The sequence below is a fragment of the Streptomyces broussonetiae genome (assembly GCF_009796285.1).
Classification (GTDB): domain Bacteria; phylum Actinomycetota; class Actinomycetes; order Streptomycetales; family Streptomycetaceae; genus Streptomyces; species Streptomyces broussonetiae.
The window spans coordinates 7,873,560-7,892,259 of sequence record NZ_CP047020.1 but is presented as its reverse complement, the minus strand read 5'-3'; the positions used below and the strand labels follow the sequence as shown (position 1 = coordinate 7,892,259).

Genomic DNA, 18,700 nt, shown 5'->3' with positions numbered 1-18,700 from the left:
AACGCGGCTCGTACTCACGCTGATCGGGTGACGTCAGCGGCTGCGGGCACCGCCGGGCGAGAGGACCGACCGGAACGACCGGGCCGGCCCATGGCATCACTCCGCATCCAGCGGGCACGTTGATCGCATGGCGTCCCGTCCTCAGTACACCGCACGCACGCTGCTCACCCTGCTCACGCGGCCGCCCGCTGCGCGGGGCGGGGCCGACTCCTCCCACGGCCCGGTCCGGGCACTGCTGGCCCGTGCCGACCGGCGCGTCTTCGAGGAGGTCGCCGCCCGCCACTGGCCCCTCGCCGAGAAGGTGCTCCCCCGGCTGAGCCGCAGCGCCGACCACGGGCTGCTGTGGTTCGGTGTCGCGGCCGGAATGGCCACGCTGGGCGGGCGGCCTCGGCGACGGGCCGCCGTCCGCGCCGTCGCGTCACTGGCCGTGGCCTCGGCCACCGTGAACACCCTCGCCAAACGGTCTGCGCGGCGCCCCCGTCCACCGCTGGATCGGGTACCGGCGGTGCGGCACCTCGCCCGCCTCCCCTTCACCACCTCATTCCCCTCCGGCCATGCCGCCTCGGCCGCCGCCTTCGCCGTCGGCGCCGGCCTGGAGTCCCGCCGCTGGGGCCTTGCCCTGGCCCCACTGGCCTGGTCGGTGGCCTTCTCCCGCATCTACACCGGGGTCCACTACCCCGGCGACGTGCTCGCGGGGGCGGCCCTCGGAGTGGGCGCGGCGTACGCCGTGCGCGGCATTGCGCCTACCAGGGAGCAGTTGGGCCCGCAGGCCCGACCGCGCGCCGAGGCACCGGCTCTGCCCGCCGGACGCGGACTGGTGGTCGTGGCCAACAGCGCGGCAGGCACCGGGGGCGAGGCGCTGCGGCAGGCACGCGCCGCACTGCCGGAGGCGGAGTTCGTCACCGCGAAGCCGGACGCTTCGCTGGAGGAGCTGTTCGACCAGGCCGCCGGACGCGCCACCGCGCTGGGGGTGATCGGCGGCGACGGCACGGTGAACGCGGCCGTCACCGCGGCCGTACGGCACGGGCTGCCGCTGGCGGTCCTGCCCGGCGGGACGCTGAACCACTTCGCCTACGACCTCGACCTGCACTCGGTCGAGGACACGGCCGAGGCCGTCACCGGCGGACACGCGGTGAGCGTGGACGTGGCCCGGTTCCGGCCGGGGCCGCACGGGCACGAGGCCTACTTCGTCAACACCTTCAGCATCGGTGCCTACACCGACCTGGTCAGAGTGCGGGAGAAGTGGTCGCCGCGGCTGGGCAGCGTGGCCGCGGGCGCGCTCGCGGTGCTGCACGTGCTGGGTACCGCGCGTCCGGTGGAGGCCGAGTTCGACGGGCGGCGGCGTCAGATCTGGCTGTTGTTCGCCGGCAACTGCACCTACCGTGGCCTGGGCCTGGCACCGGTACGCCGCCACGACCTGGCCGATGGCCTCCTCGACGTCCGGGTCGTACGGGCCGGACGCCTGGCCCGGCTGCGCCTGGTCGCCGCCGCCCTGTCCGGCACCCTGCGCCGCTCCCCCGTGCTGTCGGCACGGCGCGTCAAGCGCCTGCGCGTCACCGGCCTGGACGGCGCCTCCCATCTGGCCTACGACGGTGAGACCGCCCCGGCCCCGCCCGAACTGCTGCTGGACAAGGCGCCGAGCGCACTGACCGTCTACCGCCCGCTGCCCGAGGCGCCCTGACGGTGGGGGGTGGAAGCCGTGGTACGTCTGTTACCGGCGCGTCGTCGGTGGGGAGGCAGCGTCGGTGGTCCGGGCGCGGAGCGGACATCACATGAGGCGACGCGGGTAGAGGAGTTGGGACCGCGAGGAGCGCAGGCTGAGGAGGACGGTTTCGATGAGCACTGCGGACAAGGCCGACAACGCCGGCGACAAGATAAAGGGCAAGTCGAAGGAAGCACTCGGCAAGGCGGTCGGCGACGAACGCCTGCACGCAGAAGGCAAGGCCGACCAGGTCGAAGGCGACGTCAAACAGGCCGGCGAGAAAGCCAAGGACGCGGCGAAGGACCTCTTCGGGGACTGAGTTGCATTTCTGACGAAGGCGGGTCATGGCTCATCGAGCTGCGGCCCGCCTTCCGCGCTGCCCCGGTTCGACAGCGGAGTCGTGCGCGGCAGCGGACCGGCGAGGCAGTTGTGAGGGTGCCCAGTCATTCCTGTGGGGAGTAGACGGTCATGGATGATACTGACGGTCGTAAGCAAGAGTGGTGGGCGGCGCTGTGCCGCACACCGGTGGCGGTCTGGAACGATGACGTCACCGACTGGGCCGCCGCTCTGACCTACTACGCCGTCCTCGCCCTGTTCCCCGTCCTGTTGGTGATTCTCTCGGTTCTGGGGCTGACCATGCCCGCTACGACGCCTGAGGTGATCGACCGGGTGACGGGGGTCGTCCCGGTCACCTCCCGCGGGCTGCTGCGCGGTGCTCTTCTACAGATGGCCGAACAGTCTTCCGCGGCATGGATGCTGGTCTTCTTCGGCGCCGTGGGGGCGTTGTGGTCGGGCTGCAGCTATCTGAGTGTCTTCCGCAGGGCCCTGCACGCGATCCACCACGCCAACGCACACCGGCCAGTTTGGCGCACCGCCCCGCGCATCATCATCACTGCGATCGTACTGATCAGCCTGCTGCTCACCACGACTCTCGCGCTGTTGGTGAGCGGGAGCCTGGCCAGGCGCCTGGGCCGGGCCTTCAATCTGGGCACCGTGCCTCAGACCGCGTGGGACGCGCTGCGCTGGCCCGTTCTGGCTGCGGTGGCGGTTGCCCTCGTCCTGGTGCTCTACCGGTCAGGTCCCGCTCCCTCGAGACGGGTGCGGAACATGGCGCCGGGTGGTGGGCTGGCGATCGTGCTTCTGCTGACCATCTCCCTCGGCTTCACCCTCTACGCCTCGCACGTGAGCACTTACCACCGTCTGTACGGTTCGCTGGCGGGCGTGGTGGTCTTCCTCATCTGGCTGTGGCTGTCCAACCTGGCCCTCTTGATCGGTGCTCAGTTCAACGTAGAGCTGGCGAAACCCGCCCGGCATCGGTCGACGGCGATTACTGCCTCAGCGTCGCCGACCCCACAGCCTCCCAGCTGATCGTCTACTTCATGAAGGTGCGCCGGGTTGCACCATCCTGTCCCTATGGCAGTAGTCACCAGCGGTCCATCGAACGAGGCATCGGTGCGGGATGCGGCAGGCCCCGGGCATCTGCCTGCGCCCTGGAAGTGACCTGCGAAGGGATCGGCTCCGGTTTCAGCTGTTGAGTCTCTTGTGGTGGCTTCCACCGCTGATGGTGATCTTGCGAGGCTTGGGCTGCTCGCGACCGGGATCCGGAGCTTGGGCACACGGGCCTCGAGTCCGATCGGACACTGTTCCGCCAGCTTCATCTCCGGGCCGCATTGCGTTCGAGCCTGAACGGCGTCTCTCGCTTTCCTGGTCTTCGGCGACGGTCAGGTGGCCACGGTCACCCGCGAGGTGCTGCGCCGCGCCGAGCCGGACCCGGAGCGACGGCCGCGGGTCCACGTGAGTCGAGTTCAACCGTCCTGGTGAGCCCGGAGGACGAGCATGGAGCGGGCCTCGACCTCCACCTCGCTGCCGCCCTTGATCAGCGGCCGATACTCGGTGTACGGGATGGCGGTGTCCACCTCCACCGCCCACCACGGATCGAGCCCTTCGGGAACGGTGAAGCCGAGGGCCTGGCTGTGGGCGTTGAAGAGCAAGAGGAACGAGTCGTCCTCCACGCGCAGGCCCCGCAGGTCGGGTTCCGTGATGGCCTTGCCGTTGAGATGGACCATCAGGGACCTGGCGAAGCCGGTGTCCCAGTCGGTGTCGGTCATCTCGCGCCCGGTGAGGGTGAACCAGGTGATGTCCTTCACCGCCTCGCCGGATACGTGCGCTGCCCGTCCCCTGAAGAAGCGTCGTCGGCGGAAGACGGGGTGCTCGCGGCGCAGGGCGATCAGTGTGCGGGTGAAGTCGAGCAGTTCGCTGCCTTCGGCGACGTTCGGCCAGTCGATCCAGGTCAGCTCGGTGTCCTGGCAGTAGGCGTTGTTGTTGCCGTGCTGGGTACGGCCGAGTTCGTCGCCGTGCAGCAGCATCGGCACGCCCTGGGAGAGGAGCAGGGTGGCGAGGAGGTTGCGCTGCTGACGAGCGCGGAGCGCGAGGATGACGCGATCACGGGTGGGGCCTTCGGCGCCGCAGTTCCATGAGCGGTTGTGGTTCTCGCCGTCGCGGTTGTCCTCGCCGTTGGCCTCGTTGTGCTTGCCGTTGTACGAGACGAGGTCGCGCAGGGTGAAGCCGTCGTGTGCAGTGACGAAGTTGACCGAGGCGTAGGGCCGGCGGCCGTCGTTCTGGTACAGGTCGGAGGAGCCGGTGAGGCGGGAGGCGAACTCGCCGAGTGTGCCGCCCTCACCCCGCCAGAAGTCGCGTACCGTGTCGCGGTACTTGCCGTTCCACTCCGTCCACAGCGGTGGGAAGTTGCCGATCTGGTAGCCGCCGTCGCCGACGTCCCAGGGCTCGGCGATGAGTTTCACCTGGGAGATGACCGGATCCTGCTGGACGAGGTCGAAGAACGACGAAAGCCGGTCCACCTCGTGGAACTGGCGAGCCAGGGTGGCGGCCAGGTCGAAGCGGAAGCCGTCAACGTGCATCTCGGTCACCCAGTACCTAAGCGAGTCCATGATCAGCTGCAGGGTATGTGGGTGGTTCATCCGCAGGCTGTTGCCCGTGCCGGTGGTGTCCCAGTAGAAGCGCGGATCCTCCTGAGACAGGCGGTAGTACGCCGCGTTGTCCAGTCCACGGAGCGACAGAACGGGCCCGAGGTGGTTTCCCTCGGCGGTGTGGTTGTAGACGACATCGAGGATGACCTCGATGCCCGCCTCGTGCAGGGCCTTGACCATCGACCGGAACTCCTGCACCTGCTCGCCCCGCTGCCCCGACGAGCAGTAGGCGTTGTGCGGGGCGAAGAAACCGATGGTGTTGTACCCCCAGTAGTTCGACAGCCTCCGCTCCGCCAACGCGTGGTCCTGGACGAACTGGTGGACCGGCATCAACTCGACTGCGGTGACACCCAGTTTGACGAAGTAGTCGAGCATGGCCGGGTGCGCCAGTGCGGCGTACGTGCCGCGCATCGGCTCCGGTATCGCCGGGTGGGTCTTCGTCATGCCCTTCACGTGGGCCTCGTAGATGACGGTCTCGTGATACGGGGTCCGCGGCGGGTGGTCACTGCCCCAGTCGAAGAAGGGGTTCACCACCACCGACTTCGGTGCGTACGGCGCGGAGTCCAGGTCGTTGCGCCGACCCGGAGCGTCGAAGTGGTAGGGGAACAGCGCCTCGTTCCACTCGACCTCACCCTCGATCGCCCTGGCGTAAGGGTCGAGCAGCAGCTTGCCCGGGTTGCAGCGCTCACCGCGCTCGGGCCGGTACGGTCCATGGACGCGGAACCCGTAGCGCCGTCCCGGGCCGACGTCCGGCAAGTAGATGTGGTGGACGAAGCCGTCCACCTCCTTGAGAGTGACGCGCTCCTCGGCGCCGTCCTCATCGAACAGACACAGCTCCACGTGCTGCGCCACTTCGGAGAACACGGCGAAGTTCGTCCCGGCACCGTCGAAGGCCGCGCCCAAGGGCGACATCTGTCCCGGTCGCGGGCCTACCTCGGTGCTTTCCTGCCAGATACGCACGTCACGCCCCTCCCCAACGCGGATAGTGGGCAGGGCAGCCCCGCCTTGTTCGTTCCCTTTTGCCCACGTAACCGGTGAGCATGCGCGGTGCGTGCCCTGTACGACCAAGGGATGACGTGTATGACGTCGCAGCACATCGTTGACGTACGTCCAAGGGACTCGCCTCAATGGCGGAGGCTGCTCTCCAGCGGGAGGGTGACACGCCCGGGCAACAGCTGTTTCAGTGCGCTCGGGCTGCTGCCCGCAAGCTCTCCGGGGCAGTCCCGGCGGACCGGGAACTGCACGAAGCGCCCTCCGGGCGGACAGAGGCGTCTCGGAGCCGCGAGTCAGGACGGCGCATTCCTCAGCACCATGCTGTCGTGCAGGCCACTGCCGACGCCGTCTTGATCGGGCCCCGTTGCTCAGAGCGGCGAGCGGCTACGCGGCACCAGCGTCAAGGGGCACACAACCCCGTACAGCTGGTTGAACGTGTCCCGCAATACCGGGCGGTCTGGTGGTGCAGCGGTCACCAGTGTCTGTTCCAGAAGTTGCCGGCGGCGCTGACGTGTCGCTTCGAGCACACCCTTTCCGGCGCCAGTGAGAGAGAACTCGCCGGACGGTAGGCGCCGTACCAGCGTGCGCTGAACCAAGTGGTCCAGCAATCGGGTCACCCACGAGGCGCTGACACACAGGTCCCCGGCAATCCGGGCAGGATCGGTTGACTCGGTACCCAGGGCGAGCAGAATGCGCATCTGCTCCTCGGAAACCGTGGGGGCGACGTCCTCACGGGCCTGCTGCCACAACTTGATCATGGTTTCGGCAACGTGTTCCGCAGCAGGACTCGCTTCGGCGCGCTCGGGTTCCACTGACATGGCTTTCCCCTTCCTCGATGCCGTTGGGTACGCGCTTACCCACCCGACGGGTCGTCAGCCCCGTCTCTGCGTTCGAAAAGGCTGTGAGCTGGGACAGGAAGTAAATAATATGTAGAATTGCTCGGTCATCCGGGTGATGCGGTCTTCAGTGCCGATATTTCTCTCCTTCCCCGAATTTCCGTTGGCGCGCCCCGGAAGGTCGGACACGGCATCTTCCGCAGCGTCGCAGGCGTCAAGAATCCTGTCGACGCCGGTGAGCTTCAGAAGCTGTCATAGCTGCGTCTGCACCCTGGTGAGCGCCAACCTCGTACCGGTTTCACGCGCATGTCGACGGGCCGCCAGAAGGGAATTCGGCCCCGCCGAATCACAGAATGGGACACCGGAAAGGTCCGGCACGAATGAACCGTTCATCGGAAGTCACGGGGCTCAAGAACTCGGTTCGAAATGTCGGGCCGATACGTCGCCGTCGACGACCGCCGCTACCTGGACGGCGCTTTGCGAGACCGCACGAACATCGACCTGGTGGCTGGCACCTGCACCGTGGTGGCCATCGATCCGCTCACCCGACGCCACCTTCGGTGTCGCCGCAGGGGCCGTACGAAGCATTCGCCGGGGTTGTGGATCTGGATCGGCATCATGGCCAGTGGGCGACGATGGCGGTGACAGAGGTTCTGGCCGAAGCCACCGTCGCCCAGGTGGGGGAAGCAGTCGGGGCAGCGAGGTTGCCGGCTGTCCGCCGGGCCGCGTTGGCGAGCGGGGTGCGGGGGTGCGACGACTCGTGCGGCCCACTGGGCGAGTGGCTGCGCCGCCCGTCGTAGCGGCTGAGCCGCTGAAGCCAGTCGGCACCCCACATGTGGCGGAAGTCGTCCCGGGCGCCGTCCGGGTCGATGTACTGGACGTCGACGGGGCCGGTATTGACGGGGCTGTCGCCTTCCACGACCTCGGGGACCCCGGGGGCGTGCGTGGGTGTCGTCTCGGTGTCGGTCATGTGCTGTCACCTCGCCCCGGGATCGGTTGTGCCGCAAGGCTCAGCGTGTGCCCGCCCGGCGGGGTTCAACCCATGGCAGCACTCTTCAAGGTGTACCTGGAGTAGAATTCCGCGCATGGACCTGCAAGAAAATCTGTCGTGGCCATAGTAGACCTTGACCCGTCACGGGGTTACCGTTTTGCCGAACCCCGGAAGTCGTTGAGGGTACGGCAGACACGAACTGCCGTGCATGCAGGTCAAGCAGGACGCGGCCCTCAGGGGTCGCGGGCAGTACCCGCGGTATCCAGCAGTACAGCCAAGTAACCGAAGGTAAGGAGCAGAGCGCCATCAGGATCGCCCGGGCGAGGAAAAAGTCCGCCCGGGTACCGCAGGCCCCGGATTGGAAGGTGGTCCCCGGTCACGCATCGCGATCCCCGCAGCCCCGCCCTCCCAGGCGGAACCTGCGGACACAGAAGTCCGGCACGGGTTGCCGGTAGATGGTGTTGAAAGCTCGGGGCCCGGGCGCCGGTACTGGCGCCCGGGCCGCCGAGATGCTCGGCACCACCCCCGCCTTCCTCCGCACCCTGGGCGAACACCGCCTGATCACCCCGCTGCGCTCCGAAGGCGGGCACCGTCGCTATTCCCGCTACCAGTTGCGCATCGCCGCCCGTGCCCGCGAACTCGTCGACCAGGGCACTCCCGTTGAGGCCGCCTGCCGCATCGTCATCCTCGAAGACCAGCTCGAAGTAGCCCGGCGCATCAACGAGCAACTGCGCGCTCAGAGCGGCGAGTCACGGCCGAAGACCACGGCCTGATCACAACGCCGGTCGGCAGGCGGACAACACTGACCGCCGGCGAGGGAAGCCGACCGGCATCATGACTTCGAGGCGCGCGTTCAGGCTGCCTGGGTGAGTTCGGCGCGGCCGAACAACAGCGCGTAGCCGGTGGGGAGTTGGCGCAGGATGCGAGTGAGCAGTTCGGGGCCGGCCGAGGCGGCGACGGCGGCGAGGACGGATCCGGTGTCCCAGCGGGTGGTGGCCAGGCTGGCGCCGCTGCGGGCAGCGAGGTCCTTGACGAAGGCCCATCCGGTCAGCGGCTGGGGGTCGGGGATCTGTTCGGCGAGGATGCGTGCGGCCTCCCAGGGCAGGCGGGCGGCCAGTTCGACGCGTTCCTCGCCGGTCAGCTGGCGTCCGAGTCCGGAAACGACGAGACGCACGGCTTCCTCGGCCTGTTCCCGGGTGGGGTAGGCGCCTTCGTAGCGGACCTTGTCCAGCATCTGCTCGAACGTCATCACGGGCAGGTGCTCAAGCGGTGCACGCCGGTCGGACATCACTGCGGTGGTTGCCTTTCTCTCGCTGGGGTGCCGGTGTCCGCGCGGATTGCGCGGACCCCGGGAGTGGGGTGGTCAGGTGGGCTGGGGGCGGCCGAAGAGCAGGTCGTAGCCTGCGGGGAGCTGAAGCAGGATCTGCGTGAGGAGGTAGTCACCGGCAGCGTCGGCGACCGTGCTGAGGACGGCACTGACGTCCCAGGCCGCGGTCTGCTCGGTGGCCCCCTCGATCCAGGCCGCCGTCGCCCGCACGAACCGCTCCGGCGGCAGCGGTTCGGCGCTTTGCAGCGGATTGAGCAGGATCAGGGCGAAGGCCTCCGGCAGGCGCGCCGCCAACTGGGCGCGTACCTCGCCGACCAGGTGTGCGCCGAGCAGGGCGAGGACCACGCGGGCCGCGCGTTCTGCTTCCTGATCACTTTCGTACTCGCCGCGTTCCTTGACTTGGCCGAGGAACGCTTCGATTCGCAGGGTCACGTCCGCCGCCGCCCTTCTTCGGCTTCTGTGCTCCGGTGGGTGCGGAGGGCGGGTGAGGGGGAGATGCCCGCCCTCCGCTGCTGATCGGCCCCTGTCACCTGCCGATCAGCCGGAGATCTCCTTGCGGCCGGATCCGACGCCGATGGAGATCTTGCGGGGCTTGGCACGCTCGGCGATCGGGATGCGCAGGGTGAGCACCCCGGCGTCGTAGTCGGCCGTGATGTGCTCGGTGTCGAGGGTGTCGGCCAGCACGATCTGGCGGGAGAAGACACCCAGCGGCCGCTCGGACAGCTCCATCTGCACGTCGTCGCCCTTCGCCACCGGCCGGCGCTCGGCCTTGACGGTCAGCATGTTCCGCTCGACGTCGATGTCGATCGCCTCGGAGCTGACGCCCGGCAGGTCGAAGGCCACCACGTACTCGTCACCCTCGCGGTAGGCGTCCATCGCCATCGCGGACGGCCGCGACCAGGTGCCCGGACCCATCATCTGCTGAGCCAGCCGGTCGAGTTCACGGAAGGGGTCGGTGCGCATCAACATCGTGAAACACCTCCAGAAGGTTCGGGCAGTTGCTGCCAATGCGCTTCACTGAAACCGTTGTAACATGTCATCCAATGGATGACAAACACGATGTCATCGAACGGACGACACGCTTGAAGGAGGTGCCCATGGCAGCAGCCGACCACCCGGCCTCTTCCAGCACCGACGGCCGCAGCCCGGCCTCGTTCCTCGCCGCCGACGCGGCCTTGCACGCCATAGACGACGCTCTGCACGCTGCCCGGCAAGAGACCTCCGAGGCCCCTGATACCGGCCCCGACCCGGAGCAGGCCCTGGCCTCGCTGCTGCTGCTGCGGCAGGTTCGCGAGCAGCTCGCCGGCTGGGAGAACGGCCTGATCGAAACAGCCCGCGCCGCGGGCGCCAGCTGGGCCGACCTCGCCCACCCGCTCGGCGTCGCCAGCCGCCAGGCCGCCGAACGCCGCTACCTGCGAGGCCGGCCCGGCCCCACCGGCACCACCGGCGAACAACGCGTCCAGGCGACCCGCGAACGCCGCGCCGCCGACCGCGCCCTCACCGCCTGGGCCCGAAACAACGCCGCCGACCTGCGCCGCATCGCCGGCCAGATCACCGCCCTCACCCAACTCCCCGCCGCCGCCCGCGGCCCCGTCAGCCAGCTCGACACGGCCCTCGCCCAGGACGATCCCGCCGCCCTCGTCAGCCCCCTGAACGCCACTCGCCCCTACCTGACACATCTCCACCCCGACCTCGCCGCCCGACTCGACGCCCTCACCGACACCAGCTCCGCCGCCTCCGACTGAGTCGGTGCTTCCTTGACCGGTACAGCTGTCGGCGCTCAGAGGGATCTGCTGCCGGGATGCGCTGTCAGGATGTCCGGGCACGGCGCGGACGGAGATCATCTTTGACCGCGGCCTGGGCGACCTGTTCGTGGTGCGCACTGCTGGCCACGTCATGGGCCCGGAGGTGCTGGGCAGCATCGAGTTCGGCGTGGACGTGCTGGGCTGCCCGCTGGTCGTAGTCCTCGGGCACGACTCGTGCGGCGCGGTCGGCGCGGCCTGCGCCGCTCTGGAGGACGGCATGACACCGGCCGGATACGTCCGGGACGTCGTGGAGCGGGTGGCCCCCAGCGTGCTGGCCGCACGGGCCGCCGGGCGCGTCGAGCCGCAGGAGGTCCTGGCCAAACACATAAGGCACACCGTCGACCTGCTGCTGGACCGCTCCCGAGTCCTCGCCGAGAAGGTCGCCGTCGACCAGGCCGCCGTGGTGGGCCTGTGCTACCGCCTAGCCGACGGCAGTGCAGAGCTCGTCGCAGCTCGCGGCCTCGACGTGGCGGTCCCCACCGCGTCCTGACCACCCCGGCCAGAGCCGCGCCGCGGCTGCCCAGAGTGATGTGCCGCGGCCGCAGGACACGCCTGTATGCGTCGGATGAGGCACGCGCCCAGCACCGTCCCCCGCCCTGATCTGGCGTGGGCCGCGGGCTGCGGGCTGCGGGCTGCGGGCTGCGGGCTGCGGGCTGCGGGCTGCGAAGTGTGCCGGGGACGAGGAACGGTCGTCACCGACCACAGGCGGCGCGAGCTGTGCCCGGCCTGCCAGAACGGTGGCTGCTCAGCCGAACCCGTCCCCAACCCGCCCCGGCCCGTCTCCAAGAGCAGTGAGAGCACGGCGCCCGGCGCCGGTCACGCGGTGGACCGTGGCCCCGCGGCGCGGCGAAGCCGGTTGACGATCGCCAGTCCCAGTCCCTCCTCCGTCGGCAGGGAGGCGACGATGTCCCATCCCTGCTGGTCGAGTTCGCGCAGGAACCCGTACAGCCCGCGCGCGTAGGCGCGAGAGAGCTGGGGACCCTCACCAAAGCGTGCGCCTTCACCGCAGTGCCGGCGAAGGTCGGGGGAAGGAATACGCCCACCTGGTGCCCCGGGGATCGGTCCGTGCACGGTGGACTTGACGGGGGTGGCGGGTCGACCAGGCACGTCCCAGGTGCGGATGCTCAGGCCACACAGCAAGCTGGTGCCGTAGGCCGCAACTGTCGAAGGAAGTGTCATGGTGGCGGTGGCCACACGTGGGATCGCCGGAGCGTCGGCCCGGTGGGGGACGGCGCCGTCGGATGCGGATGTGATCGGGGCAGCCCTGCTGTCGCCTGTGATGTGCGCCGGGCTGGTGCATGCGGCTTGCCGGTACATGCCGTGACTGAGAACGCGTCGCGACCGGCGACCGGCGCGCGTCGGCCCTATCTGATCGTGAACCCGCGTTCAGGGGGAGGGAAGGCGAGCCGGTTCCGGATCGCAGAACGCGCCCGTGCGTTCGGAGCGCAGGTTTTCCTGATCGATCATTCCCTGCCCCAGGACCTGGCGGCTGTCGCGCGACGCGCCGTGGACGACGGTGCGGATCTGCTCGGGGTGGCGGGTGGAGACGGCACACAGGCACTCGTCGCCGAGGTGGCCGCGGAAAGCGGCCTGCCCTTCGTCGTCGTTCCGGCGGGTACCCGCAACCACTTCGCGATGGATCTCGGTCTGGACCGTGAGGACCCTTCGGCCGCGCTGGAGGCACTCAGGGACGGCGTCGAGCTGCGCGTGGACCTCGGGTACGCAGGCGAGCGGGCATTCGTCAACAACGTGTCGTTCGGAGCGTACGCCGCCCTGGTGCAGGACCCCGCCTACCGGGAGGACAAGATCGGCACGATGGTACGGATCCTCCCGGAATTCCTGGCCCGCCACCAGGGTCCGGAGCTGGTGGTACGCACAGGGCTGCTCACCGTGGACCGGCCGGACGCCGTACTGGTGAGCAACAACCCCTACCAGATCGATGACCCGGCCGGGCTCGACAGGCGTGCGCAGCTCGACTCCGGACTCCTGGGAGTACTGGCCGCCAGGGCGGAGACGCCCGCAGAGACGGCCGCCAGGCTGCGAAGCGGGCAGATGCAGGGACTGACCCGTCTGGCGACACCCGACGACGTCGTCATTCACGCCGACCCCCCGGTCGTCCCCGTCGGGCTGGACGGCGAAGCCGTCACCCTGCGCGCTCCCGTGCGGTGCCGGATCAGTCCCCGGACGCTTCGGGTATGGGTTCCCCGCCATCGGCCGGGCGTCGCGCCCACCGGATGGCGACCGCCGGGATGGGCCGTCGTCCAGCGGGCGGCCTCACTCGTCGGGCGGTCTCATGGCCATCACACCGCTTGACCGAAGCAGGCCGCACAGTGGGCAGCGGAGACAGGGCCCAAAGGCCCATTGGGGCGCGGCGGCCAAAGGTGGAAGGTGAGATGGTGAGGCCGCTGTCAGGTGATCCGTGTGCGGGCCCGTCCCCCCGTCCGCTCAGCGCTGCCGGACGTTCGTCCGGCCGTGCGCGGACGTGTTCGCCTGTGTGGAGGCGCAGACGCCCGGGCGGTGGGCGCTGATGGTGACCACTGTCGGGGCGAGGCCGATGGCCGGGGGGCGTGCCGTCTCGGCGGCCGCCCTGCCCACCGCGCAGGTACTCCGTGATCTCCAGGTGCCGGAAGGCGGCCTGTCGTCGGAGGAGGCAGCACGACGGCTGAAGCGCTGGGGCCCGAACGCCGTCCACTCACACCGAGCTCGGGCGTGGCTGGTGCTGTGGCATCAGCTGCGGTCCCCGCTGCTCGGCCTGCTCCTGGCCGCGGCCGTAGTGTCGTACTTCGTCGGGGAGCGCAGCGACGCCGTGATCATCGCGGTGATCGTCGCGCTCTCCGTCGGCCTTGGTTTCGTCAACGAGTTCCGGGCGGAGAAGACCGCCCAGTCGCTGCACGCGAAGATCCGGCACCGCGTGGTCGTGCTGCGCGACGGACGACCACAGGAGGTGGAGGTCAGCACCCTGGTCCCCGGTGATGTGGTCGAGCTGCGGCTCGGCGACATCGTGCCGGCGGATCTGCGGCTGCTTCAGACAGCTGGGCTCGAGTGCAGCGAGTCGGTGCTCACCGGCGAGTCGTTGCCGGTCGCGAAGGACACCGCTGCCGTGCCGGCCGGCACGGCGCTGGCGGACCTGTCCGGCTGCGCCCTGATGGGCACGGTGGTGCACTCCGGAAGTGGCCGCGGTGTCGTGGTCGCCACCGGCGCCGAGGCCGAGTTCGGGAAGATCGCCGCCGGCCTGAGCGGACATCAGCTGGAGACCGAGTTCCAGGTGGGACTGCGCCGCTTCTCCATGTTCCTGGTCTACGTCGCCGGGGCACTGACCACGTCGATCTTCATCATCAACGTCGCACTGCACAAGCCGCTGATCGACGCCCTGCTGTTCTCCCTTGCCATCGCGGTCGGCATCACCCCGCAACTGCTGCCCGCGGTCGTCTCCACCAGCCTCGCCGCCGGCTCCCGGCGCATGAGCCGGCGCAAGGTACTGGTCAAGCGGCTGGTGTGCATCGAGGACCTCGGTGACGTCGATGTGCTGTTCACCGACAAGACCGGAACCCTCACCCAGGGCCGCATTGACTTCATGCGAGCCGTACCCGTCCCCGGCACCTCGGCGGAGGAAGTTCTGCACCGGGGACTGCTGTGCACCGAATCGGACGTGGACGGCCAAGGCAGGCCGGTGGGCGGAAACCCCCTCGACGACGCCCTGTGGGACTCACCGGCCGCCGCCGCCCAGCGTCCGGTGCTCAGCGGCTGGAACCGGACCGGCGTCCTGCCCTTCGACCATGAGCGGCGGATGGTCTCCGTCACCGTCACCGATCCCGCCGGTGACACCCTGCTCGTCACCAAGGGCGCTCCGGAGACGGTACTGGAACGCTGCACGGAGGTCCCCAAGCCGGTCCGCGAGGCGCTGGACGCGGAGTTCGCCGCCGGGAACCGAGTCGTCGCGGTGGCGACCCGGCCCGCCCACCTGGCCACCGCACTCAGTGCCGCCGACGAGCGGGACCTCCGTCTGGCCGGTCTGCTGGTCTTCCTCGACCCGCCCAAACCCGACGCGGCCGAGGCTCTGGGGCAGCTGGACGCGCTCGGTATCACGACGAAGATCGTCACCGGGGACAACCCCACGGTCGCCGCCAAGGTCTGCCAGGACCTGGGGCTGACCGACGCCGCCATGCTGACCGGGACCGACCTGGACGCCATGGACGACGAGCGGCTCACCGCCGCCATCCGCGACACAACTGTCTTCGCCCGGGTCAGCCCCGAGCACAAGGCTCGCATCGTGCGGATCCAGCGGAAGACCGGTGGCGACGTCGCCTTCCTCGGCGACGGCGTCAACGACGCCCTCGCGCTGCACGCCGCCGACGTGGGCGTCTCGGTGGACTCGGCCACCGACGTGGCCAAGGACGCAGCCGACGTGATCCTGCTGGAGAAGGACCTCGGGGTTCTGGCGGACGGGGTCGCCGAGGGGCGGCGGATCTTCGCCAACACCATCAAATACGTCCTGATGGGCACGTCCAGCAATTTCGGCAACATGTTCAGTGCGGCCGGAGCCTCGTTGTTCCTGCCCTTCCTGCCGATGCTGCCGTCCCAGATCCTGCTCAACAACCTGTTGTACGACACCAGTCAGCTCGCCATCCCCACCGACGAGGTCGACGAGGAGCAGGTGCGGCGGCCCGCGCACTGGGACATTGCCTTCATCCGGCGGTTCATGATCTGTTTCGGGCCGATCAGTTCGCTGTTCGACTTCGTCACCTTCGCCGTGATGCTGGGCGTCTTCCACGCCGACGCCGCCCAGTTCCACACCGGCTGGTTCGTGGAGTCCCTCGCCACACAGACCCTGGTGATCTTCGCCATCCGCACCCGTCGTATTCCGTTCTGGCGCAGTCGCCCCAGCCTGCCTCTGACGCTGACCGTGCTGGGAGTCGTCGCGCTCGGCGCCGCCCTGCCGGCCACTCCCCTGGCCGACGTCCTCGGCTTCCAGCCCCTACCGACCGCCTTCTTCGCCGCGGTAGCCGTCATGGTCGTCGTCTACCTGCTCCTCGTCGAACTCGGCAAACGGATCTTCTACCGGACCACGGGCCCACGGGGTCGCCCCGAACCCGCTCCCGGCCACCGGCATTTGCGCCGCCGCGCAGCACGGTTCAGCACCGTCACCCGCCTGCCGCACCGGCAAGCCCTCCGCCGTCCGCCGGTGAAGGGTCCGCACCCGACGGGCACGACCGTGTCTCCCCACTCCCCCGTTCCTCGGACCCCATCTGCCTGATCCGCCGGAATCCCGCATCCGTCCGCCGTGCGACTCGGCATTTTCCAGCCGGTCGGGCTTCTACGGCCGCAGCAGTCTGTCTTTGAGTGGCTCCTTGAGCCGGCAGCCCGAGCAGGAAGGCCCAGCGCGCTCGGTCCCTGATCCGCGCAGCTCCGATGTCGCCGCCGTGGTGGTCACATCGTGGACGACTTCTCCACTCCTCTGACTCGGGCGGTACGTGAGTGCGGCCCTGATGAGCCGATACCCGAGAACGCCCCCGCCGGCCGATCAGTGCTGGGGGTGCGCACGTGCGTGGAACAGAGGACGCCGCTGGGTGGCCGTGCCGGGAGCGAGCTGGCCGATCTCGACGCGTGTCCTGATGGCGCGGACCACCTCGGTCAGGCCCAGAACTATGGCCATGACGCCCACCACCAGTGTGAGTGTCGCGATGGATGCGAACGGCATGATGATCATCACGATGCCGGCCATAGTGCCGATGATGCCGAAGGCCACGTGCCAGCCGCGCCCCGGCATGGTCTGATCGGAGGCTGCGGCAACCGTCTCCAGGGTGCCCCGCAGGAGCCAGCTGAAGCCGATCCACAGGGCGAGCAGAAAGATCGACTCGAGGGTGCCCTTGAAGCAGATCAGTCCCAGCAGGATGGAGGCCGCGCCGGTGATGAAGTGCAGTACGCGAAGATGCCGGGGGACGTGGGTGCCGAAGGCGGCGGCGAGTTGGAAGACACCGGTGGCAAGCAGGTAGACGCCGAAGAGCACGCCGACGACGCGGAGGGTCTCGCCCGGCCAGGCCAGGGCGATGACGCCCAGGGCGATGGTGGCGAGGCCCATGGTGAGCAGGATCTGCCAGCCCAGGTTCGCCAGTGCGGCCATGCCTGCGGCCATGGGGCCCTCGTGCGGCCCGGTGCCGTGTGGGGAAACGGGGCCGGAGGATTGTGAAGGAGCTGTCATGGCACCTGCCTCCTTCTCGGAGCAGCGTCGTCACATCCGTCCATTCCATCGTCACCCGATCAGCCTTATGTTGCTCGCTGGAGAGGGCGGGGTGTGGCGCACGAGGTATTCCACGCACAAGCTCCTCCGGCTACTCATCCGGACAGCCCCTCGGCGGGAACTCAGGATGGGAGTTCCCCGGGCCGCCCCGCGCCAGCCGCCACAGCACATGTCCCGCTGTCCCGTTCGGGTTGACACGTCGGACTCATGCCTCGGGGTGATGACGGCGCGCCCTTGGATCTTGCCGTCGTGCAGGAGCTGGTACGCCTCGCCGGCGCGTTCCAATGGGAAGTGCTCGACCAGCATCCTGATCTTTTCCTGCTGGGCGAGGGTGATCACTTCCATCAGTTCGGGGAGGGTGCCCCAGTAGGGCGAGGCGACCGAGCACTCGTGCGGCGGGCTGGAGAAGTCGACGGGCAGGGCTCCGCCGCCGAGGCCGACGATGGTCAGGTGGCCGAGCACCCTGGCCACCTGAGCAGCCATCCGCAGCGTCGGGTCTATTCCGACCATGTCCAGCACGAGCTGTGCGCCCTGCTGCGCCGTGAGGTCCTTGATGCGCGCGATCGCCTCGTCGCCCGAGAGCAGTGCCTCGTCGGCTCCCATGCGCTTGGCGGTTTCCAGTTTGCCGGCGTCGGTGCCCACGGCGACTACGGTGGTCGCCGCGCTCAGCGCGCGCAGAATCTGGATGGTCATCTGACCCAGACCGCCCGCCCCGATCACGACCGCGGTCGACCCCGGTCCCAGCAGGTGCAGCGACCGTTTGACGGCGTGATAGCTGGTCAGTCCGGCGTCGCTGAGCGGGGCGGCCCGGCGGGGGTCAAGGGTACCGAGCGGAATCAGGTACCGCGGCGCCGGGACCAGCAGGTACTCGGCCATGCCGCCGTCGTGACCGCCTCCAAGGCCGGGGCCCTGACCGCCGAGGTTCTGGCAGTAGTTCTCCCGGCCCTGGCGGCAGTTGGCGCACACCCCGCAGCCCCAGGAGCCATAGACGATCACAGGGTCCCCGGGCGCGAACCCGGTAACACCGGGCCCCAGCCGTTGCACCCATCCCGCGTTCTCGTGGCCGAGCGTGAAAGGCAGATGTGTGAAGCCGGGTGGCGGCCCGGGTGCCTCCATGATGTGCAGATCGGAGTGGCACGCACCGGCACCCGCGACCTTCACCAGCACCTGCCCCGGCCCGGGCTCGGGAACCGGCACCTCGCGCAGCTCCGGCGGATGCCGCCACCCGACCAGTTGGAAAGCCCGCATAGCGATCCCTCACACACACGCGCTCAGTCGCGGATGCCGTCGATGTCGACCAGGACGTGCCGCGGGCCGCGGAAGATCTGGTTGTGCCGGTACGGCGGCGGGTCCTCGACCAGCCGGGGATTCTGCACCCGGCGGACGAACTCACCGACCGCGACCTGGACCTCGAGCCGCGCAAGCGGAGCGCCGAAGCAGAAGTGATCTGCCTTGAACCGCCGCGACATCCACTTCCCCGCCAGACAGCCTCTGGTAGAGCGAGGGGGTGACGCACCTGGCCTACGCCCTGACTGCCCGGCCGGGACTTCGAGGCCGCTGTCTTCCGAGGGCGGGACACATGGCGAGCACGATGCAGAGGAGGAGCGACAAAGGCCGATCAGCACCCCCAGCACGTGCTCTGGATGGCGTGGGTTTGCGGACCGCTCCAGGACGCGCTCGAATGACGGAAGAGCGGACCCGTCTGCCCGCATCAGTTGGTCGGATGAAGCGGCGGTGCCCGCCAGGGCCCGCCTCGGGCCTAGGCCCGCCGACGAGGAGCCGACATGGCCAAGGCCGGATCCGCCTGGGCGGCCGGCTGTG

Annotated in this window: 16 protein-coding genes and 3 pseudogenes; 8 read left to right on the top strand and 11 right to left on the bottom strand. The window is 69.2% G+C overall.

Annotated elements, in window-relative coordinates; all coding sequences use genetic code 11:
- The first annotated feature begins 127 nt into the window (after window positions 1-127).
- The 3 genes from GQF42_RS36130 (at window position 128) to GQF42_RS36120 (ending at window position 3,070) form a co-directional block, all read left to right on the top strand.
- Window positions 128-1,681: a bifunctional phosphatase PAP2/diacylglycerol kinase family protein gene (locus GQF42_RS36130; RefSeq protein WP_158926973.1), complete on the top strand. Its 1,554-nt coding sequence runs from the start codon at window positions 128-130 to the stop codon at window positions 1,679-1,681.
- Between the two features lie 154 nt (window positions 1,682-1,835).
- Window positions 1,836-2,021, top strand: a complete 186-nt coding sequence (locus GQF42_RS36125; protein ID WP_158926971.1) for a CsbD family protein — start codon at window positions 1,836-1,838, stop codon at window positions 2,019-2,021.
- A 206-nt stretch (window positions 2,022-2,227) separates the two neighbouring features.
- Window positions 2,228-3,070: a YihY/virulence factor BrkB family protein gene (locus tag GQF42_RS36120; RefSeq protein WP_233273594.1), complete on the top strand. Its 843-nt coding sequence runs from the start codon at window positions 2,228-2,230 to the stop codon at window positions 3,068-3,070.
- A 437-nt stretch (window positions 3,071-3,507) separates the two neighbouring features.
- Here GQF42_RS36120 and glgX read toward each other — a convergent pair whose 3' ends face one another.
- From glgX to GQF42_RS36100, 4 genes are all read right to left on the bottom strand, one after another.
- Window positions 3,508-5,601, bottom strand: coding sequence for a glycogen debranching protein GlgX (glgX, locus tag GQF42_RS36115; protein ID WP_158926968.1), 2,094 nt, complete (start codon window positions 5,599-5,601; stop codon window positions 3,508-3,510).
- Between the two features lie 449 nt (window positions 5,602-6,050).
- On the bottom strand, window positions 6,051-6,500 hold the full coding sequence (locus GQF42_RS36110; protein WP_158926967.1) for a helix-turn-helix domain-containing protein: 450 nt from the start codon (window positions 6,498-6,500) through the stop codon (window positions 6,051-6,053).
- A gap of 270 nt (window positions 6,501-6,770) precedes the next feature.
- Window positions 6,771-6,911 carry an STAS domain-containing protein gene (locus GQF42_RS47805; RefSeq protein ID WP_158926966.1) on the bottom strand — a complete coding sequence of 47 codons (141 nt, stop codon included), beginning with the start codon at window positions 6,909-6,911 and terminating at the stop codon, window positions 6,771-6,773.
- A 223-nt stretch (window positions 6,912-7,134) separates the two neighbouring features.
- Complete coding sequence (locus tag GQF42_RS36100; RefSeq protein ID WP_158926965.1) at window positions 7,135-7,488, bottom strand: hypothetical protein; 354 nt, start codon at window positions 7,486-7,488, stop codon at window positions 7,135-7,137.
- A gap of 476 nt (window positions 7,489-7,964) precedes the next feature.
- Here GQF42_RS36100 and GQF42_RS36095 point away from each other — a divergent pair, with 476 nt between their 5' ends.
- Window positions 7,965-8,282 (top strand): MerR family transcriptional regulator, encoded by a 318-nt coding sequence (locus GQF42_RS36095; RefSeq protein WP_158926964.1) that lies wholly within the window; start codon window positions 7,965-7,967, stop codon window positions 8,280-8,282.
- 80 nt (window positions 8,283-8,362) lie between these two features.
- Here the strand turns inward: GQF42_RS36095 and GQF42_RS36090 are convergent, their stop codons facing one another.
- The 3 genes from GQF42_RS36090 to GQF42_RS36080 all read right to left on the bottom strand — a co-directional run bounded on the left by GQF42_RS36090 (window position 8,363) and on the right by GQF42_RS36080 (window position 9,805).
- Window positions 8,363-8,797: a DUF2267 domain-containing protein gene (locus GQF42_RS36090; protein WP_375997682.1), complete on the bottom strand. Its 435-nt coding sequence runs from the start codon at window positions 8,795-8,797 to the stop codon at window positions 8,363-8,365.
- Between the two features lie 75 nt (window positions 8,798-8,872).
- Complete coding sequence (locus GQF42_RS36085; protein WP_158926962.1) at window positions 8,873-9,268, bottom strand: DUF2267 domain-containing protein; 396 nt, start codon at window positions 9,266-9,268, stop codon at window positions 8,873-8,875.
- A gap of 105 nt (window positions 9,269-9,373) precedes the next feature.
- Window positions 9,374-9,805: an Hsp20/alpha crystallin family protein gene (locus GQF42_RS36080; protein WP_158926961.1), complete on the bottom strand. Its 432-nt coding sequence runs from the start codon at window positions 9,803-9,805 to the stop codon at window positions 9,374-9,376.
- Between the two features lie 128 nt (window positions 9,806-9,933).
- Here GQF42_RS36080 and GQF42_RS36075 point away from each other — a divergent pair, with 128 nt between their 5' ends.
- Together GQF42_RS36075 and GQF42_RS36070 are read left to right on the top strand one after the other, a co-directional pair.
- A complete protein-coding gene (locus tag GQF42_RS36075) occupies window positions 9,934-10,581 on the top strand; it encodes a type III effector protein (RefSeq protein ID WP_158926960.1) in 648 nt (215 codons plus the stop codon).
- Window positions 10,582-10,669: 88 nt separating this feature from the next.
- Window positions 10,670-11,131 (top strand): annotated as a pseudogene (locus GQF42_RS36070) (carbonic anhydrase); the annotation flags it as partial.
- Between the two features lie 326 nt (window positions 11,132-11,457).
- Here the strand turns inward: GQF42_RS36070 and GQF42_RS36065 are convergent.
- Window positions 11,458-11,693 (bottom strand): annotated as a pseudogene (locus GQF42_RS36065) (Sua5 family C-terminal domain-containing protein); the annotation flags it as partial.
- Between the two features lie 268 nt (window positions 11,694-11,961).
- Here GQF42_RS36065 and GQF42_RS36060 point away from each other — a divergent pair.
- Together GQF42_RS36060 and mgtA are read left to right on the top strand one after the other, a co-directional pair.
- Window positions 11,962-12,954 carry a diacylglycerol/lipid kinase family protein gene (locus GQF42_RS36060; RefSeq protein WP_325100378.1) on the top strand — a complete coding sequence of 331 codons (993 nt, stop codon included), beginning with the start codon at window positions 11,962-11,964 and terminating at the stop codon, window positions 12,952-12,954.
- Window positions 12,955-13,168: 214 nt separating this feature from the next.
- On the top strand, window positions 13,169-15,895 hold the full coding sequence (mgtA, locus tag GQF42_RS36055; RefSeq protein ID WP_158926958.1) for a magnesium-translocating P-type ATPase: 2,727 nt from the start codon (window positions 13,169-13,171) through the stop codon (window positions 15,893-15,895).
- 267 nt (window positions 15,896-16,162) lie between these two features.
- Here mgtA and GQF42_RS36050 read toward each other — a convergent pair whose 3' ends face one another.
- The 3 genes and pseudogenes from GQF42_RS36050 to GQF42_RS36040 all read right to left on the bottom strand — a co-directional run.
- Entirely contained in the window at window positions 16,163-16,840 is a 678-nt protein-coding gene (locus tag GQF42_RS36050) for an HdeD family acid-resistance protein (RefSeq protein WP_158926956.1), read from the bottom strand.
- 51 nt (window positions 16,841-16,891) lie between these two features.
- A complete protein-coding gene (locus tag GQF42_RS36045; protein ID WP_158926954.1) occupies window positions 16,892-18,127 on the bottom strand; it encodes an NAD(P)-dependent alcohol dehydrogenase in 1,236 nt (411 codons plus the stop codon).
- Window positions 18,128-18,150: 23 nt separating this feature from the next.
- Window positions 18,151-18,324: pseudogene (locus tag GQF42_RS36040) on the bottom strand (cytochrome P450); the annotation flags it as partial.
- Between the last annotated feature and the right edge of the window lie 376 nt (window positions 18,325-18,700).

Bases quoted from the DNA above. Each gene is read 5' to 3' on its own strand.
- GQF42_RS36130 (WP_158926973.1), top strand. From the start codon at position 128: ATGGCGTCCCGTCCTCAGTACACCGCACGCACGCTGCTCACCCTGCTC.
- GQF42_RS36125 (WP_158926971.1), top strand. From the start codon at position 1,836: ATGAGCACTGCGGACAAGGCCGACAACGCCGGCGACAAGATAAAGGGC.
- glgX (WP_158926968.1), bottom strand. From the start codon at position 5,601: ATGTCGCCCTTGGGCGCGGCCTTCGACGGTGCCGGGACGAACTTCGCC.
- GQF42_RS36110 (WP_158926967.1), bottom strand. From the start codon at position 6,500: ATGTCAGTGGAACCCGAGCGCGCCGAAGCGAGTCCTGCTGCGGAACAC.
- GQF42_RS47805 (WP_158926966.1), bottom strand. From the start codon at position 6,911: ATGAACGGTTCATTCGTGCCGGACCTTTCCGGTGTCCCATTCTGTGAT.
- GQF42_RS36100 (WP_158926965.1), bottom strand. From the start codon at position 7,488: ATGACCGACACCGAGACGACACCCACGCACGCCCCCGGGGTCCCCGAG.
- GQF42_RS36095 (WP_158926964.1), top strand. From the start codon at position 7,965: ATGGTGTTGAAAGCTCGGGGCCCGGGCGCCGGTACTGGCGCCCGGGCC.
- GQF42_RS36090 (WP_375997682.1), bottom strand. From the start codon at position 8,797: ATGTCCGACCGGCGTGCACCGCTTGAGCACCTGCCCGTGATGACGTTC.
- GQF42_RS36080 (WP_158926961.1), bottom strand. From the start codon at position 9,805: ATGTTGATGCGCACCGACCCCTTCCGTGAACTCGACCGGCTGGCTCAG.
- GQF42_RS36075 (WP_158926960.1), top strand. From the start codon at position 9,934: ATGGCAGCAGCCGACCACCCGGCCTCTTCCAGCACCGACGGCCGCAGC.
- mgtA (WP_158926958.1), top strand. From the start codon at position 13,169: ATGGTGACCACTGTCGGGGCGAGGCCGATGGCCGGGGGGCGTGCCGTC.
- GQF42_RS36050 (WP_158926956.1), bottom strand. From the start codon at position 16,840: ATGACAGCTCCTTCACAATCCTCCGGCCCCGTTTCCCCACACGGCACC.
- GQF42_RS36045 (WP_158926954.1), bottom strand. From the start codon at position 18,127: ATGCGGGCTTTCCAACTGGTCGGGTGGCGGCATCCGCCGGAGCTGCGC.